This is a genomic window from bacterium (genome assembly GCA_023145965.1).
In the GTDB taxonomy this organism is placed as follows: Bacteria; UBP14; UBA6098; order UBA6098; family UBA6098; genus UBA6098.
Window position 1 is genome coordinate 1 of record JAGLDC010000017.1, and the last position, 17,986, is coordinate 17,986.

The following is a 17,986-nucleotide window of genomic DNA, read 5'->3' on the forward strand; positions in this document are numbered from 1 at the left end:
AACATCCATTTTGCCTTCTTCAAGGTTTTTCAAGATATCAATCCTATCATTTGATTCGATAGGTATCTCATCGAGGCCAAGTGCGATATTTATCTCTCGAAGACGGGTTTTTACTGTCGGATAACTAAGTCCAAGGCGCGCCTCCATTTGCTTAATATTTCCTCCGGATGCCAAAAAAGCCCCCACTATCCCTACTTGCTCTCGATTCAAATTATCAAAAGGTCCCGCCTCAAATTTACCGCGAACAGTAATATCACATTTAGGACAATAGTATTCTGTGACAATTACCTCGCCATTACAAGATGGGCACCCTTTTAGTTTTTTCAGTTCCATAATAAACCTCTTTCATTTGAATTAAACATAATCATCATTTTAATTATTTCAAGTCTTTTTTTAAATATATTAATATTTATATTAAATATATTAAGATTAAGCTGTATTTTATTAATATACAGCAACTTATGACCATGTGGTCATAAGTTGCACTGCTTTTAATCTCAAATACCCCTTCTCGGGCGGCATCGCGCAGAATGATATAATCATTCTGCCAACGGCAGGCCGATTAATCATTTAATACAAATTGCAATATCTCGCTCCGGCCTGCCGAACTTTAGCTTTATCGGAAAGCTAGCTTTCCGATAAAGCTAAACGCGACGCCGCCCTTTTGAAGAACACTGGAAAGTAATACTAATCACTATATTAAGTATATAAAAAGAAGACAAAATTCTTTGAAACTGGCTGTTGCTGATTATTGCACTCTTTGGAACTGTGGTAGCGTAGCAATAAATGGGTCTATTTGTTTGTAGTTAGTTGACATATTATCTACTTACTTGCTTTCATTGAATGGACATTGAACCAGAATTTAAGGAACGCCCTACACGATTCATCCGTTTGGAACCCATACATATTCTTCAATTTGCGCTCTAATGTCCTTTACAGGCCTCGGTTGCCGTTGAAACCCTCTCCCGACGCTTCGCGTCAAATATGACGCAAAGCAATAAAAAGAGCGCCTCCATGCAGGAGTTTGGGAGCGAAGAAAAACTAATCCCAGTTGTGTTTGTATAAATAAACCGGCGGAGCCGATTCCGCCGAATCCTCGACATATATCAATTTGGATTGTGGCGGGATTTCATGTTCGCCCGCGCGTATGCTATAATCAGGGTGCATCATTACATCGAATTCACTGCGACTTATCTTGCCGCTTCTAACCTCCAAACCCTCACGCGTGGCTATACCAGCCGGATCGATGATTTTCCTATCGGTAACATATCCCGCCAGTCCAATGCGGCCTATCTCTATAGTTGCATCGTCGGGTGTATTCTTGTCCACATATGCGACCATTCTGTCAAGATTTGAGTCAATCTTGCTTCGACGAATGGTTCTCGTTATATAAGCCGCAGTCTGCAATGCAAGAAGTAGGATTGAGATTATTGTGATTAACAAAATCACATTTCGTTTTGAACATCTACCCAGATATTTCAAGATTACCGACGCACTCCAAGCTCCTAGTACCGCGATAAAAGGCCCGTAGGTTACAGTATATCTACTGGAAAAATTCCACTCTTTCAGGCCGAGAAAATAAAAAGCTAGCATACCCAACACCCAAGCTATTTCCAAATCGCGCTTCATAAAAGCGTTACCTAGCCTTTTTTCTTTATATGCGATAAAAATCCCACCTAAAGAGATAACAATCGGTATTAAAAAGCCGCGTAAGATCATAAATATCAACCTTATGCGATGATGAATTATTCTGGAAAGCGGCCAATTTGCGGATGATTTTGCGATTATTGTAATAGGAACGATAGTGCCATATGTTTTTTGCGCATAGACTATCCATGGAGAATAAACAAGAAGCGCAACCAACAATGCCAATAAGCCCTTCAAACTTCTTTCTCGCCACACTCTATGAACGACAAACAATAAAATTAAGGGAATCCCTTCTGGCCGTGTCAATGCCGTCAGAGCCATTAAAATACCAGACGCGATAGGAAGCCGCTTCCTCTCTATTTCCGCCCTGTGGACAAGGAAAAGCGAAGCCGTTAGTAAAAGGAAAAGGCTCATCTCCATGGCCATATTGTAGGAGAAATAAACATCCCCCGAAAGCAAAGCCAGCCCGATTACCATTGCGTAATCATCGCCTCGCTTGCGGATTAATTTTGATAAAAGTATTATTGCAAAAACACCGCAAAGCCAGCTTAAAATTCGTCCTATCCATAGAAAATCCAGGCCGGTTAAATAACCTATCGAACCTAAAAGGAGAGACCATAAGGGCGAGGTGCTCGAGTAGGTCGGGAGTTCCACATTGAACGACAGGACGCCGTAGCGCGCAAAATTACGCGCTGTTTGCATGTGAATCCAGGTGTCGTCGCATGGAAACCCGATACTCGCTAGGTTATAAAGAGAAAATAGCGATAGAAATATGATGAAAAGCAATAGCTTCTGTTTATGAGAAAAAGTCTCCAAATCATCATCCTTTCATTATCTTATTCGCTCGGTTGCCATTGAAACCCTCTTCCATCGCTTTGCGTCAAATATGACGCAAAGCGATAAAAAGAGCGCCTCCATACAGGAGTCTGGGAGCGAAGAAAAATCCCTAAATTTTTCGTTTTGACACGCCTTCGGCTACTTAACGACCGGTCGGTATAAGTAGGGAAGCACCTATGTGGGCTTCCGCGTTTCCGCGTCCCTTTATTGCACCATAAAAAAAGGCGACTCACCGGCGCGCCTTTTGCTCCTTCGGCATGCTGTCGGCAAGGGCTAAATCTGTCGTATTTCCGTTCACCTTAAACATCCTAAAAAGCAATCTATAGCATTCATTACCCAAACACAAGAGGATTTTACTAAAACATAAGCTGTCTTTTGGCATGGCGTGACCCATCGCACATTTCACTAAATATTGATCGCTCCATTTTCATCCGTTTGCGCTCCTATTTTAGATAAAGGATTCGTTTCGTGATATTGTTAACCCCGCCCGTTGCGCGAACGAGATAAACGCCGGAACCAAGGGAGGGAGAGGAATTCGGGCATTGTAGGCAGACGCATATGTCGGCCCGTGCAATGGGTGTTTCGTAGAATCCGGGAATTTTTTTACGACAATTTTCCTACCGATACTTGGAAGCCTGTCCCCTCCGACTGGATTCCCAATCGAAATCGGGAATAACATAAGAATGACGCAATGCATCAAACCAGTGCAACCGGGGCAGCCACACAAAATGAAGCGAGAGTGCGAAAAATGCTGGGTGTTATAAAAAAAGCGGCCTCCATCCGGAGGCCGCTTATTTGTTTATTTCGCGATTATGTTCAATATTCGGCCTTTTACATAGATCACCTTAAGTATCTTTTTGCCTTCAAGATTGCGTTGAACATTAGCAACCTCCATCGCTGATTTAATCGCCGTGTCCTGATCGGCATCGGGCGAGATATTTATTGTGCCTCGGAGTTTACCGCTTACCTGAACGCCTATCTCCACCGTGTCAAGCGCGATAACCGATTCATCCCAGGTCGGCCATTGCCTTTCGACAATAAACTCGTCATATCCGAGACGCTCATTGAGTTCCTCCGCAAGGTGCGGCGCAAACGGCGCGATCATGCGCGCTAGGCTGTCGGCTATCGAATACGCGATGCGCGAACCGGCCATATCTTCAGGCGAAACGATATTGATGAACTCCATAAGGCGCGCGATGGCGGTGTTGTAGGACATCCCTTCTATGTCATCTGTGACGGCCTTTATTGTGCGATGAAGAGTTTTATAAAGCTCCATATCTCGCTCGTTCAAACCATCGACCGAATCGGCAACCGCGCTCTTGTCTATGTTACCACTGACGAGCGAATCAATTCGGCGAAGGAAGCGCTCTGCCCCTTTCATGCCATCCTCATTCCACGATATCTCGTGCCCCGGAGGCGCGAAAAAGAACATCGCCGTGCGCGAAACATCGACACCGTGCTTATCCGCAATCTCGATCGGGCTAATCACATTGCCCTTGGATTTGGACATCTTGTCGCCTTGCTCGTCGCAGACCATACCGTGGTTGAACATTTTCACCACCGGTTCATCCACCGGCAGAAGCCCCATATCGAAAAGAACCTTTGTAATCCAACGAAAATACAGAAGATGGCTGGTTGCATGCTCGATACCGCCTATGTATAAATCAACCGGGAACCATTTCTTGGCTTCTTCGACCGAAAAGGCAGCGCTATCGTTATTAGGATCGAGATAGCGTAGTTCATACCAACTGCTACAAACATAGGTGTCCATGGTATCAGGGTCGCGGCGCGCGGGGCCTCCGCAGACCGGGCAGGTTGTATTCATAAACTCTGGAACATCGGACAGAGGGCTTCTTCCTCTTGGAAGAAAATCCTCGACATGAGGTAATATAACCGGCAAGTCTTCCTCCGGAACCGGCACTATCCCGCATTTCTCGCAATGGACAACCGGGATAGGCGCGCCCCAATATCGTTGCCTACTTATAAGCCAGTCGCGAAGCCGGAACTGTATCGTTGGTTCTGCGTGATGCTCCACCGCACCAAACTCGACAATGCGCTTCTTGGCTTCGAGCGACTCCATCCCGTTGAACTGCGCCGAATTGACAATAAAACCCGGTTCGGTGAACGCCTCGGTCATCGCACCGGGGTCGAGGTTTACGCCCTTCGGGTTGATGACTACCTCGATCTTTATATCATATTTCTTGGCAAATTCGAAATCGCGCTGGTCGTGCGCCGGGACTGCCATCACCGCACCAGAACCGTAGCCCGCGAGCACATAATCCGCGACAAACAGCGGCACATTGTCGCCGTTGAAGGGATTGTGCACATGAAGGCCGGTGAAAACGCCGTCCTTCTCGCGGTCTTCGGCCATGCGTTCGATCTCGCTCTTCAAAGCTGTTTTTTGAATATACTCCTCGACGGCCTCGCGGTTCGGGCAGATGCCGACGAGTTTTTTCATAAGTTCAGCCTCTGGCGCAATTGCCATAAAGGTTACGCCATAGACTGTGTCCGGTCGAGTAGTGAACACCGGAAGGTCATCGCCGGTTTCAACCACTGAAAATAAAACATTTGCGCCTTCTGAACGACCTATCCAATATCGCTGAATACCCTTGAGTGTGTCCGACCAATGTTCGAGTTTGTCGAGATCATCGAGCAATCGCTGAGCATAGTCTGTAATTTTGAAAAACCACTGCTTGAGCGATTTCCGTTGAACCGGTGTGTTCTCATGGCGCCAGCAACATCCGCCAGTAACCTGTTCGTTCGCCAGAACGGTGTTACATTCCGGGCACCAATTCACCATGGCCTCTTTTTGATATGCGAGGCCCCTTTTATATAGCTGAACAAACACCCATTGTGTCCATTTATAGTATTCAGGTCTGCTAGTGGCTATCTCGCGCTCCCAATCGAATGAAACACCGAGCGCTTGAAGCGTGCTCTTTCCGGTAGCAATATTTCTCTCAGTCCATTCGCCCGGATGAACTCCTCGTTTTATGGCGGCTTGTTCGGCGGGTAGTCCGAAAGAATCCCAACCAAAAGGATGGAGCATTTTTTTGCCGCGCATACGCATATACCGCCAGACCAAATCACCAATAGAGTAATTACGGAAGTGCCCCATGTGAACATCCCCGCTTGGGTATGCAAACATCTCCAATAGATAGAACTTATCCTCACCGGGATTTTCCGGGGTTTTAAAAACCTCGGCTTCGCGCCATCGGGTTTGCCATTTTTTTTCTATATCTTCGAAAGGCATGATTCCTTCCTTCGTTTTAACTCAATAATATTTTTTCTATTAAAAAAACAGATTCTGAAAAAGCAAACATAAATAGTTTGCCTGATTCGAAGGATTATGATTAAAGGCCTCGGTTGGCCGATATAATGGCCACCGGTAGCACCTCCATAATTATTGGTCTCTTCTTCTTGGCGGAAAATATAGTTATCAAATTGTCATTCGTCAAGGGATTTTGGCAACCACAAATCGAAGAAAGATTAAGGGCTAAGAAATTCTTTGCAACTCATTTGTAACCAACTCATTAGGCCTCATTAGAGACCCACTTATTGCAACGCAGCACTAATTCTTAATAAAGCCAATATTATATTCAAGTATACAAGTTCAAAACTCCGGATGATAATATCGTCATCTCTTTTATGTTGCTATAATAGCCCTATAACGATATAATGATTCTAACCTACCTCAATATAGATCCCCCTGTAAATAAAAGAACTCTTATATTCACCTTGACCTCAATCTTACAATCTATATTATTTTGCTTAACTAGACTGGAGGTAATAAATGAAAAAACTTTGGCAAAAATTATCGATCATCGAGGAAATATCAGACGCGGCGCTGCGTGAGAAAGTCCGCAAAACCATGGAATCAGCCATCCAGACGGCAGGATGGACAGAGAAGCAAGCGCTCGATATACCTTTTACTCTGCTAATTCCCAAAACAAAAGTCTCGCTGATCGAGCACACAAAACAAGTTACACTGATGGCTCTTGAAAACGCGGAACGCATGGCTGAAGCCTATGATGGTTACAAATTCGACCGCGATGTTCTAATCGCTGGCGGCATTCTCCACGATGTTGGCAAATTTCTCGAATATAAATTTGAAAACGGCAAATATGTCAAATCCCAAATTGGTAAATTCTTAAGACATCCATTCAGTGGCTGCGCTTTTGCATATAAAATGGGACTTCCCCCCGAGATATGCCATTGTATTGCGGTCCATGCCCACGAAGGCGACGGCGGGTGGCGAAGCCTCGAGGCAATCGCCATAAACAAAGCCGATTTCACAAATTTCAATTCGCTTCAGGAAGTAGAATTGGCATGACCTTCTTTATTAAGAATTGATTCAGACATAAGGAAGGCGGGTTTAAGACTAAAACCCGCCCTCCTTATTAAGGTTTAAATTTAAGGCTATACAGCAACCTCTTGAAACACACCAAGTTCCTTGTTTTTCTTGACATTATCCCATTTAAACACCCTGCCGTTCATAACAATAAATACACCCGGCGGAAGCAGTTGAATCGCCATTACAGCGCATCCGAGATTGAAAAGCGCATCTGATTGGCTGAAACTGTAGGGCACCATCGAACCGGTGATAACAATTGTCTTCTCGAGATTAGCTTTACCTATAAGTTCCGCAGTTTCAGACATGGTATCGGTGCCATGAGTAATAATTAATTTTTCTTCATCTGACCACCTGCACGATTCGAGTATCTTCATTCGGTTAGAGTCTTTGAATTGAAGGCTATCCAATAATTGATTGATCTCGATCTCAATTGGGACAGTGCATCGAACATATTTTAGTATTTCTGGAAGGTGGGAATCTTTAAAGGTTAGTTCTCCTTTTAACTCATCGTAATGCTTGTCGAAAGTCCCGCCTGTAATAATAATTCTTATCTTCATTGTTTTACCTTTGCTACCTTGAATTTGATAGATTGAGATTCATATATGAATTTGAAAGAATAATTCAAGGGAATTTTACACCAAAAACAAAGATATTCATATTATCTTGTTTCTGGAATTCACAACCCAATTGAAATCTTTTAAATTCGAGACGGATTGTTCCTTAGGCAGCAATTGTAGTTTCGCAGTTTTCTTGATTTTTAGGTTTTACATCAGCCTTTTATTGAAATCTGTTATTACGCTATCGATATCATCGACCATATTGTGTATTCTGTTCCAATAATCGTGGTCATACCATTGTGCATTAAGCTCTGAAAGCTCACGATTCTGTTGCTCAATCCATGTATAATATTTCAAATTATGAATTCGCTTCTTTTCGGAATAGGTCAACTCTTTAAGCCAATCGATTCCAATATCTTGCAAGAGACCGAAATCACGCGAAGCATCCACCTCGGTATATTCGGGTTTTTTTATTTTGAGTTCGGCCATACGAGAGTTGTAAAGCTCCATCGAATCAGTGAAAACTGTTATCACAACATCGTTTTCGTCGAGTTCATAATATTTAGCCATCTTTATGGCCCCGATAACATTTGCAATCGACGAAATCCCGAGAAGATCGAGGTTTGCGACAATATCTTCCGGCACACCTTGTTTTACAATGAAGTCTTTTCCGGCTGATTCGTTGAAAAGCCGCATAAGGCGTATGGTATGTTCATCATCGATATCAATGACCATATCCGAATTGCGAACATTGTGTATCCATGGCACATGCTTATCGCCGATACCTTCTATGCGGTGGCCTCCGAAACCATTATTCAAGAGTGTCGGGCATTGGAGGGCTTCACCCACAGCAATTTTCGAGTTTGGATATACTTCTTTAAGATAATCGCCACACCCAAGTGTGCCTGCCGAGCCGGAGTTAGAGACCAAGCCGGCAAATCGCCCATGTTCACCCAGTTCCTTCTGCAAAACCTCCTCCATTGCACTACCAGTAACATAGTAGTGCCAAAGGTGGTTCCCGAATTCATCGAATTGATTGAAAATAACGATGTCATCGCGCACTTTTTTTAGCTCCCAGCATTTATCAAAAATTTCTTTTACATTGCTCTCACATCCGGGAGTAGCGATGATCTCACCTGCCACAATTTTCAGCCACTCGAAGCGTTCTTGCGACATCTCCTCGGGAAGAATAGCGATTGATTCACATGCAAGTAGCGAGGAAACATAAGCACCCCCTCGGCAATAATTCCCAGTAGAAGGCCACACCGCTTTTTGTTTCGTGGGTTCGAACTGGCCTGTAACAAGCCTAGGAGCAATACATCCATAAGTCGCACCAACCTTGTGTGCGCCGGTGGGAAACCACTTACCAACAAGCGCTATTATGCGCGCGCGAACACCTGTAAGTTCTTGCGGCAATTCCATATAATTGACTCCACTATAGCCACCACCGGTCTTAACAGGCTCATTTTTCCAGGTAATTCTAAAAAGATTGCGAGGATGTATATCCCAAAGCCCAACAGTTTTAAGATCGTCTTTGATCTTTTGCGGAACAAGACTGGGATCACGCATCTGCGCAAAAGTAGGAAGTAATATTCCGCGCTCCTTGCAGTGCTTAGCTGAACGCTCTATCTGCTTTTCATCGATTGTTAAATCTATCATTGTTTTCCTCCATCGGAAGATATTCAATCCTTACATTTTTCAATAAATATTTATCGATAACGCTTTCGATACAATCGCGCCGAATAGCCATTATTATATCGATTCCCGAATCGATAAGCACTCGAATTATCTTGTCCCATCCTCCACCAGCAAGTTCGATAGGACCTATCTCGTCCAAATATATCGGAGTTTTATCCTTTTCAATTATCCAACTAAGTGTCTTTTTAGCCGACTCGAAGGCTTTTATCGAGAAACGAAATCTACCATAAATATAATCTCCGAACTGCTGAGCTGATTCCGCCAATCTCGCAAAAGGTGTCTTTTCACCGGTAGAAAGGCGTTTGAGATCATAGCCTATGAAGTCGCCATCCTCGAACACCTTAATTGATAGAAATCCATCACCACCGTGAGCAACGTAATATTCGGCCATCGCTGTTGTTTTACCAGAATCTATGTCTCCGGAAAAAATAGTAATCATTGGTCTCTAAGATGTTTTTGGCCTTCGATACAATTGCGAACCACCTGAATCTCCGCAACTATTGAAAGAGCGATTTCCGTTGGGGTATCACCACCGAGGTAAATACCCGCCGGTGTGTATAGACATGACAAATCGGCTTTTTCGCCTAAATCAGATTTAAGTTTACCGAGAATAAGCTCGCGCTTTTTTCTCGACGAAACGAGACCAACATATCTTGGATTATCGCATTCCCTGAAAATCCTATTTAGAACCTTATAATCATGATCGTGGGCGTGGGTCACTACAACATGGAAAGAGCCTTCCGTAATAACCTCTCCAATATTCACACTTTCGAAATCGCCGATAAATATTCTAAATCCAGCTTTGATGGTTTCCTTCATCTCCGGTCTGTCATCAATTAGAATTAATTCAAATCCAAGGCTGGATAACATTTCCGCTAGTAATTTCCCAATGTGCCCTGCACCCCATACATAGACCTTTTCCGCCGGTTTAAAATATTCAAAGAAAAGCGTTACCTCACCACCGCAAGCCATGCCCAAGGATTTTGCGCCTTCTGTGGCTTCGTCGTCCAAATTATATGTAATTAACGAATGTTCTTTAGTGGAAAGCGTCTCGCGCGCCTTATCTATCGCTACCTTCTCTAACATGCCACCGCCGACTGTTCCAACCAACACCTCATGCGACACCACAAGCCTTGCGCCAGGCTTACCGGGTGAAGACCCTTTAGCGGAAACTACAGTTATCATCACAAACTCGACGCCTGATTTTCGGCACTCAAGTGCTTTATCCAAAGGATTTTCGTGCATAATCTTCCTTAAATAAAGTAACCTTGTCCGTTCCACCGATGTTTTTGAATGATATCCCCTCTTTTACTTGCCGCTTAACCAGCACTCGATCTCTTACTATCGAACCAGAAATAGCGTCGATTCCATAATCGAAGAGAATAGGCGAAAGCGGTGTTGTCGGGCCAAGAACAATTTTATAACTTCCACCTTTACAATGGGTTAGAATATCCTCGAAGGTGTGGTTTGGTATAGATGTCGCGGTTATTGCGACCACATCGGCTTTATTTAGCAAAAAAGGTATATCTTGCTCACGAAGGTCTCCCTCTGTGGGAAATTTCTCGAAAACCATTAATTCTTTGAATTCATGAGAATTCTCGACAAAGGGAAAATGGCCAATTAAAGCAACTATTTTCCCCACACCCTTCTTGTATATCAGATTTTTTGCGTTTAAAATAGGCGTATTAGAGTCTATTCGAGGTAAAGACGCGTTAATCGCAGCCATACCTATACCTGCCTCGATGAGGTAATCTGAAAACAAGAATTTTGCCAGTTGACCAGTCGATTTTCCCGTCAATTCTCCGCAATCCTCGACAGGTCTGTGAGGTCGGATGCCATATCGAAGCGTGCTGGACAGCCCACACTCTCCAGCGCATATAAGGGTTGCATATATACCTATGATAATATCATCCACAGGCTCATCAGAAATAGTTTTTATAAGGTCTTCAAGAATTGGCATTTTACTTCTTTAAATATCGATTTATAATTCTTATTTTTTTCCCGCCATATCGGGAAAAGTATTTTACAGACTGTAATCCAGCTTTCTAGAAATTAAGCTGATCGCCCATAAACCTAAGCCTTATATCAACTTGACCCCAAATTGGATAATCACTGCTAAAACTAGAGTGAGAATAGAAACAGCCGGTTGAATTCTAATATTCGATCCTCCTAATTCAGCTTTTCTACTCGAAACAATCAAATAAGCACTAATTAAAAGCGAATTCAGAATCATATCTACTACTAAAAATTTGGCAATACTCCATGTTCCAACAGAGAGTAGGCCAGTATTGGAAGCTACAACAGCAAGATAGCCTACAAACAGCACTCTCCATCCAAGACTCATGACCAATACGGGAATAGTAACGAACGCTGGTTTTTTCATATCTACAAATCTATAGACCAAAGCTACGGATGCCCCTTCTAGCATAATTGCAATAGTCGGGTTTATCGTGCTAACAGGGGATAATCCCGGCACCACGAGGTTAACGAGCTTTATTGCTGAAGCAATAACAGCTACTCCAAACATTGAATGTATTTTGCCCGTCTTTGTAAAAGCTAGATGCATAAAATAGAATCCAATAGGAAACATCACTGCACCGGAAATCCACGGCCCAAGAGGTTTTATTGCATGAAAAAATAGACCGAGTGTCGCCTCGGCTATTCCCCAAAGGGCGCCCCAAAAAATCACAGGGAAAATTCTGTTTTCTTTTATCATATTAACTCCTTAAGATAATTTCTTAAAAGCCTTAGACATACTGTTTTACGGTATTCTGCAGTCGATCGTTGGTCATTTATAGGTCTTATTTTTTGGGAATAAGAATTTATTATTTCATCTTCCATTAGAGCAAGTGATTTAGCATCTGCACCAATGATAGTAAGCTCGGTCTCTCTAGAGCGGACTACTTTCGGTGCCACAGCACCAAAGGCAATGCGTATATCTTCTATATGCTCTTCGCAAACTCGGGCCAATCCCACAAATGACAACTTAGATAGTGCAGTTGCACGCCTTGTGCCAGCTTTATGATATGAAATGCAATCAAAATTTACTTTTGGTATAATTACCGCTTCTAATATTTCGTCATCCTTGAGATCAACAAGGCAGGGACCAATAATGAAATCCCCGATGGGAAGAATGCGTTCATCGGAAGCGCTTATCAGGTGGAGTTTCGCGTCCAAGACATAGAGTGGTGGAAGTGTGTCACCTGCTGGAGAGGCGTTACAAATATTTCCTCCTATGGTCGCTATATTACGCGTCGCGACAGAAGCCATCCGTGAGATAGCCATTTTCAAGAGCTTGGGCGTAAGTTTATGTTCTAGTATCTCGGTAAGAGTGCATGCTCCTCCAAAATAGATATTCTCATTATCGGAGGTCACGACACGAAGCTCTTTTAGATGCCCAATATGCAAGACCGGCTTATCGAAGCTTGGAAGGGAACAAAGGCACTGCTTGTGCTTGACCATAAGGTCAGTGCCACCTGCAAACGGAATTGCGGCCTTGTCGTATCGTATTCTCAGTGCTTCGTCTAAATCTTTCGGTCTGAATACTATCGCCATATTAAGCCTCCCTTCACAGAGGCCATTTGAACCGCTTCTATTATCATGTTCATGCCGGTGCAACGGCAGAGATTACCAGATAGCCACTCTCGTATCTCGTATCGAGTGGGCTTTGCGTTCTTTCGGAGAAGAGCGACAGTCGAAATTATCATCCCCGGTGTGCAAAAACCACATTGCACCGCACCAGCCTCCGCAAAACAATTCGATATAAGCTTAAACTCTTCGCTGTTTCTAAGCCCCTCGATAGTAACAATCTCCTCGCCCTCGACAGCACTGATCGGAATAAGGCATGAATTGACATTTTTTCCGTTAAGCAATACCGAACATGCGCCACATTCACCCTCACCACAACCTTCTTTTGAAGCAGTGAGATTAAGATCCTCGCGAAGAACATCGAGAAGGCGACGCATTGGATCACATTCGACCGTAGTTTCAGCGCCATTGAGTATAAACCTAAATTTCATGAATAAACTTTCTCATAAGTTTCTCCGGTGTAACCGGAATTTCGTCGATATCAATATCAAGTGCATCTGAGAGAGCAAGGGCAAGAGCAGGAGCACCGCCAACCAATGTGAGCTCTCCGGCACACTTTGCTCCAAAAGGCCCCATTTCATATGGGTTTTCGATAAGCACGCTTTCTATTGGTGGTGCATCAAGCGCTGTAGGGATCATGTAATCCGTGACGCATCCTTGATGAAGTTTTCCATTAATAGCGCGCATTACCTCTATCGAACCATAACCGAGACCCTGTAATATTCCGCCGTCTATCTGGCCTCGCATCATTCTTTCGTCTATAGCGACCCCTACATCGAATACCGCCCATACTTTCTTCAGTTCAATCTCAAAAGTGACAGTATCGACTACAACCTCGACCACATTGACCCCCCACGAGTATTCGGGATAGGCATCGCCAGAAAGAGTTTTTTGGTCCCAATTTACCCATGCAGGGTGTTTATATGTTTTTGAAATTTCGACAGTCTCGCCCTGAGTCCATTTTTCTTTGAGCTCGAGGGCGGCTTTTTCGAGAAGTCCTCCAGCTATCATGGTTGTCCGTGAAGCAACAGTGGGGCCAGTATCCGGCACGCGATCTGTGTCCGGATTAATACAGATAATATCCTCGATTGGTAATTTCAATGTTCCAGCAACTATTTTGCGCATGGTCGTAGCCTCACCCTGACCCATCTCTGTATTCGAGATAAGTATCTCGACCTTGCCATCAGGAGTTCTTTGGAGTGTGGCTACACCGCTAATAATCTGTTCGCCCATACCTGTGAATCCGCAACCATGAATGAGATTCGATAAACCAATACCACGCCTAAATCTACCCTTATCACCCGAAAATTCTTCCTTCTTAATTTGATAACCGGACATTTCAATCGCCTTATCCATCATTTCGGTGATTTTTGTTTCACCATGGATTATCCCCCCGGTGCAGGTTTTATCACCCTTTTTTAGGCAATACCTTTTTTTAAACTCAGAAGGCTCTATATCGAATTCGAGAGCTATCTTCGCCATGTGCATCTCTAGTGCAAAAAGCGTTTGAGGAGCTCCGAAACCCCGGAATGCACCGCAAGGCACTGTATTCGTAGCATAAGCGCATCCTCGGATGCGAACATTGGGGATGTTATAAACACCGGTCGAGGTAAAAAGACCACGCTGAAGAACGACGTCAGAGAGGCCGGCATAAGCCCCGCCGTCGAAGCTAACTTCTATGTCCATCGCTAGGATATCACCCCGTGAATCATGAGCAGTGCGGTATTTAATGATAGATGGATGGCGCTTGGTGGTTACATTGATATCTTCGGTTCGTTCGAGGATAAGACGAACAGGTTTCCCCGTCTTGTATGCCGCAAACGCTGCCTGCCCAGCTAATATCGATGGATACTCCTCCTTGCCTCCAAACGCCCCACCCGTTGTCGATTGAATTACTTGAATTCGAGAGCCGTCCCAGCCAAAAGCCTCTGCAAGGGCGTTCTTAACGTAATAAGGGCATTGCATCGAACCATGGACTGTAATCCGATCGTTTTCAAAGATACCAATTACACCGTTGGTTTCGATATACATCTGCTCCTGATAGCCAGTGCGATATTCCCCCTCAACTATCCTTGCAGCTCCTTCAAAAACGGATTGGACATCTCCCACACCGCAAATATAATCGGCAAATAGATTATCTTCACCGAATATGGGTGGCTTTTCACCGGATAGAGCATCCTCCAGCGTGAAAATTGGATCTATATCCTCGTAGTTTATGACCACCTGCGAAGCAATTTCTGCCAAAACCTCTCTATCTGGTCCAACGACGAGCATTATCGGTTCTCCGATATAATTGACTACACCATCGGCAAAAAAAGGCTGGTCATAGATTAGCATTCGCACGCGGTTCTTCGAGAGCACATCATCCTTGTCAACAATATAATATCCCTCGGGCAAATCGGGAACAGTGATATTCAATATTCTTGCGCGTGGGCGTGTCGATCGAACGGTTACAGCCTCGATCATTCCATCTAACCGATAATCGGCTATATATTTGGCTTTTCCGGCACATTTATCGAGCGCATCGACGCGAATAATTGGCTGACTGATATTACCCATAATTTCTTCTTAGTTTTTCATAATCCAAGGGCGAATCGATATCTATTAATATTCCTCCATCTTCCACTTCGATGAAAAAAGGAGATTTTTTATGTATAAAGACTCGAAGATTCGATTCGTCAGATTCGGCAAGTATATCCGAAATCAAGCTTGAATCAAATAGAACCGGATGGCCTTTTCTGCCATGGTATTTTGGTATGATTATTTTATCTTTATGTTCGAGCATATTTAACATCGTCGAAGATTTTACCGAGGGAATATCCCCGGGCAATAGGAAAAATCTCTCAGCGGAGACTTCCGCTATTCCAATCTTCACAGATGTGAACATACCCATTTCAAATTTGGTATTACAAATAAGCTCAACTTTTGGTATATCACAAACCAACTGGGTCAATTCTTTAAAATTGTATCCTCCAACAAGAATAATTCTATCCGCCAGAGAAGCTACAGACTCGATAGTTCTTATTATAACCGGCTTGCCACCCAAATCGAGACCCGGTTTGAACGCTCCCATCCGGCTCGAATAACCTGCAGCCAGTATTACGGAATCCACACTCAAACTATCTCCTCGATGCTAGTAATCGGCTCTATGCCGAATTCGACTATTCTCTGTGCCGAATCTATATCTTTAAGACCGTTACCTGTAATAAGCAGAACAACGGTTTCCGATTTATCCAATCGATCTTTGATTTTAAGGAACCCCGCAAATGACGCCGATGCTGCCGGTTCGGCGAATACTCCTGTTTTCCTAGCCAATTCATGCTGTGCAGAGAGTATCTCTTCATCGGAAACACGAACACAAACACCCCTGTGTTTTATCAGATATGAAAGCGCGCGCAATCCCGCGCGCGGAGCATCGACGCAAATAGAATCGGCGACGGTTGTCGAAGGTTTAAACTCATCAAAATCGCCGCTTTCTGATGCGCGGCTAATAGCATCGCTACCCTCGGCTTGAATAGCGTATATCATTGGCATTTTGTTCATTATGCCGCAAGATATTAAGTCTTCGAAGCCCTTGTAAACACCCGATAAGATAACACCATCGCCTACCGGCACGAAAAGCACATCGGGCGCGCGTCCTAATTGAAAGAAACATTCAATAGCCACCGTCTTCTTGCCTTCGATAGTCATAGGATTGAATGCAGTGTTTCTGCAAAGAGAGCCTGTAATACGAGAATACTCGAGTGAGAGCTCGAAAGCTCGATCATAATTGCCATCGACTCGAATGACGCGCGCACCATATTGAAGCGCCTGGACTAACTTGGCCTCGGGGGCCTTTTTCGGCACAAAAACGGTTACTGAAAGGCCTGCCGAAGCGCCTATACCCGCCATCGAAGAACCAGCATTACCAGTCGAGGCAACCGAAATATCTTTTAATCCAAATTTACGCGCGAAACCAGCGACCAGATATGAAGCTCGGTCCTTTAAAGAACCGGTAGGATTGAGCGAATCGTTTTTTAAAAATAGTCTCTCAAAACCTGTTTCCTCATTTAAAATAGATGGCTGCCAAAGCGGCGTGTCTCCGACAGGTATCTCCGGCAAAAAAGCGCTTTCTATAGGAAGAAAATCCCAAATAGACTTTGCTGAAAAAGCCTTGGGGAAAACCATTTTGACATCGAGAATGCCCTTTAATGGTTTGTTAGGCAATTGCTCTCGCGAACATAAATCGCAAACCATATTCTCAGAAGTTATTGGGAATTCCTTGCCGCACTCTGAACATATATATTTTGCTTCTAAAATCCGGTCACCTTTCCCATAGTAAGTGTGAGAATAGCTTTCGAAGTATGAAGACGATTCTCCGCTTCATCGTATATAATTGAATTAACACTATCTAGAACATCGTCGGTAACTTCCTTGCCCCTATCGGCCGGAAGCGCGTGCATGACCTTAGCATCAGGCCTTGCCAGAGAGAAGCGTTTAGCATCGCATATCCAATCCTTGTGTCGCTCGAGATTTGCCTTCATAGCTTTAGAATGTTTATCATCGTCGATATATTCGTCAAAACCACCGAAACCTCCCCAATTCTTGGGAATAACTACATCCGCGTCTCGTATGGCTTCCTCCATGTCATTATAAACTGTGATCTTACCGCCATTCTCGCTTGCGTTATTTGCCGATCTTTTCAGAATATCTTCCATTAATGGAAATTCTGGAGGATTTGCGATTGCGACATCCATGCCGAAGCGCGGAAAGAGCAACGCCTGTGATTGTGGGACTGACAGTGGTTTGGCGTGTGATGTTGCATAAGCCCAAGTAACAGCGACCTTCAGGCCAGACAGGTTTTCGCCAAATTTTTCCTTAATCGTCAACAAATCGGCGATAGCCTGAAGTGGGTGATAGATGTCATCCTGCATCGAGATAAGTGGCACGCTAGATTCTGCGGCAATTTCCGAAAGGTATTTATTCCCGATACCATAAAAGCAGTTTCGTATCGCAATGGCCTCGCCCATTCGCGAGAGCACCTGTCCTGTGTCGCGAGCGGTTTCACCATGTGATATTTGCATCTTATCTGCATTCAAGTCATGCGCATGTCCGCCCAACTGGGTCATCGCAGCTTCCATAGAATTTCGCGTCCGAGTGGATTGCTCGAAAAAGATCATGAAAAGGGTTTTATTCTTAATGTAATCCGTGATTACACCCTTTTTACGGAGTTCTTTCAATTCCATAGAGAGAGAAAGCGTTTCTTCTATTTCGTCTTTCGACCAGTTATCGAAAGTAATCAGGTGTTTTCCTACAAGTTCGCTCATTG

General features: G+C 44.0%; 16 protein-coding genes. 1 reads left to right on the forward strand and 15 read right to left on the reverse strand.

The window, feature by feature from the left end; genetic code table 11:
* The 3 genes from KAH81_01990 to KAH81_02000 all read right to left on the reverse strand — a co-directional run.
* On the reverse strand, window positions 1–333 hold a 333-nt coding region (locus tag KAH81_01990), incomplete at its 3' end, for a DUF2089 domain-containing protein (protein MCK5832418.1).
* 708 nt (window positions 334–1,041) lie between these two features.
* The gene (locus KAH81_01995; GenBank protein ID MCK5832419.1) at window positions 1,042–2,463 is read right to left on the reverse strand and encodes a hypothetical protein; all 1,422 of its coding nucleotides are present in this window, start codon (window positions 2,461–2,463) and stop codon (window positions 1,042–1,044) included.
* 820 nt (window positions 2,464–3,283) lie between these two features.
* Window positions 3,284–5,734 (reverse strand): leucine--tRNA ligase, encoded by a 2,451-nt coding sequence (locus KAH81_02000; protein MCK5832420.1) that lies wholly within the window; start codon window positions 5,732–5,734, stop codon window positions 3,284–3,286.
* A 540-nt stretch (window positions 5,735–6,274) separates the two neighbouring features.
* On the opposite strand from KAH81_02000, the gene KAH81_02005 reads away from it, so the two are divergent.
* Window positions 6,275–6,814, forward strand: a complete 540-nt coding sequence (locus tag KAH81_02005; GenBank protein ID MCK5832421.1) for an HD domain-containing protein — start codon at window positions 6,275–6,277, stop codon at window positions 6,812–6,814.
* A gap of 86 nt (window positions 6,815–6,900) precedes the next feature.
* On the opposite strand, the gene KAH81_02010 is transcribed toward KAH81_02005, so the two are convergent.
* From KAH81_02010 to KAH81_02065, 12 genes are all read right to left on the reverse strand, one after another.
* Window positions 6,901–7,392, reverse strand: a complete 492-nt coding sequence (locus KAH81_02010; GenBank protein MCK5832422.1) for an asparaginase — start codon at window positions 7,390–7,392, stop codon at window positions 6,901–6,903.
* Window positions 7,393–7,599: 207 nt separating this feature from the next.
* Entirely contained in the window at window positions 7,600–9,051 is a 1,452-nt protein-coding gene (locus KAH81_02015; GenBank protein ID MCK5832423.1) for a pyridoxal-phosphate dependent enzyme, read from the reverse strand.
* On the reverse strand, window positions 9,029–9,529 hold the full coding sequence (locus KAH81_02020; GenBank protein ID MCK5832424.1) for a hypothetical protein: 501 nt from the start codon (window positions 9,527–9,529) through the stop codon (window positions 9,029–9,031). Before KAH81_02020 ends, KAH81_02015 begins: the two co-directional genes overlap by 23 nt.
* A complete protein-coding gene (locus KAH81_02025; GenBank protein MCK5832425.1) occupies window positions 9,526–10,335 on the reverse strand; it encodes an XdhC family protein in 810 nt (269 codons plus the stop codon). The genes KAH81_02020 and KAH81_02025 overlap by 4 nt, the downstream gene beginning before the upstream one ends.
* On the reverse strand, window positions 10,313–11,050 hold the full coding sequence (locus KAH81_02030; GenBank protein MCK5832426.1) for a DUF364 domain-containing protein: 738 nt from the start codon (window positions 11,048–11,050) through the stop codon (window positions 10,313–10,315). The genes KAH81_02025 and KAH81_02030 overlap by 23 nt, the downstream gene beginning before the upstream one ends.
* 120 nt (window positions 11,051–11,170) lie before the next feature.
* Window positions 11,171–11,806, reverse strand: a complete 636-nt coding sequence (locus KAH81_02035) for a hypothetical protein (GenBank protein ID MCK5832427.1) — start codon at window positions 11,804–11,806, stop codon at window positions 11,171–11,173.
* A complete protein-coding gene (locus KAH81_02040) occupies window positions 11,803–12,645 on the reverse strand; it encodes an FAD binding domain-containing protein (GenBank protein ID MCK5832428.1) in 843 nt (280 codons plus the stop codon). Before KAH81_02040 ends, KAH81_02035 begins: the two co-directional genes overlap by 4 nt.
* On the reverse strand, window positions 12,636–13,109 hold the full coding sequence (locus KAH81_02045; protein ID MCK5832429.1) for a (2Fe-2S)-binding protein: 474 nt from the start codon (window positions 13,107–13,109) through the stop codon (window positions 12,636–12,638). The genes KAH81_02040 and KAH81_02045 overlap by 10 nt, the downstream gene beginning before the upstream one ends.
* Window positions 13,099–15,237 carry a xanthine dehydrogenase family protein gene (locus KAH81_02050; GenBank protein MCK5832430.1) on the reverse strand — a complete coding sequence of 713 codons (2,139 nt, stop codon included), beginning with the start codon at window positions 15,235–15,237 and terminating at the stop codon, window positions 13,099–13,101. Before KAH81_02050 ends, KAH81_02045 begins: the two co-directional genes overlap by 11 nt.
* The gene (locus KAH81_02055) at window positions 15,230–15,796 is read right to left on the reverse strand and encodes a nucleotidyltransferase family protein (protein MCK5832431.1); all 567 of its coding nucleotides are present in this window, start codon (window positions 15,794–15,796) and stop codon (window positions 15,230–15,232) included. Before KAH81_02055 ends, KAH81_02050 begins: the two co-directional genes overlap by 8 nt.
* Window positions 15,793–16,977, reverse strand: coding sequence for a threonine synthase (gene thrC / locus KAH81_02060; GenBank protein ID MCK5832432.1), 1,185 nt, complete (start codon window positions 16,975–16,977; stop codon window positions 15,793–15,795). The genes KAH81_02055 and thrC overlap by 4 nt, the downstream gene beginning before the upstream one ends.
* Window positions 16,971–17,984 (reverse strand): ornithine carbamoyltransferase, encoded by a 1,014-nt coding sequence (locus KAH81_02065; protein MCK5832433.1) that lies wholly within the window; start codon window positions 17,982–17,984, stop codon window positions 16,971–16,973. The genes thrC and KAH81_02065 overlap by 7 nt, the downstream gene beginning before the upstream one ends.
* Between the last annotated feature and the right edge of the window lie 2 nt (window positions 17,985–17,986).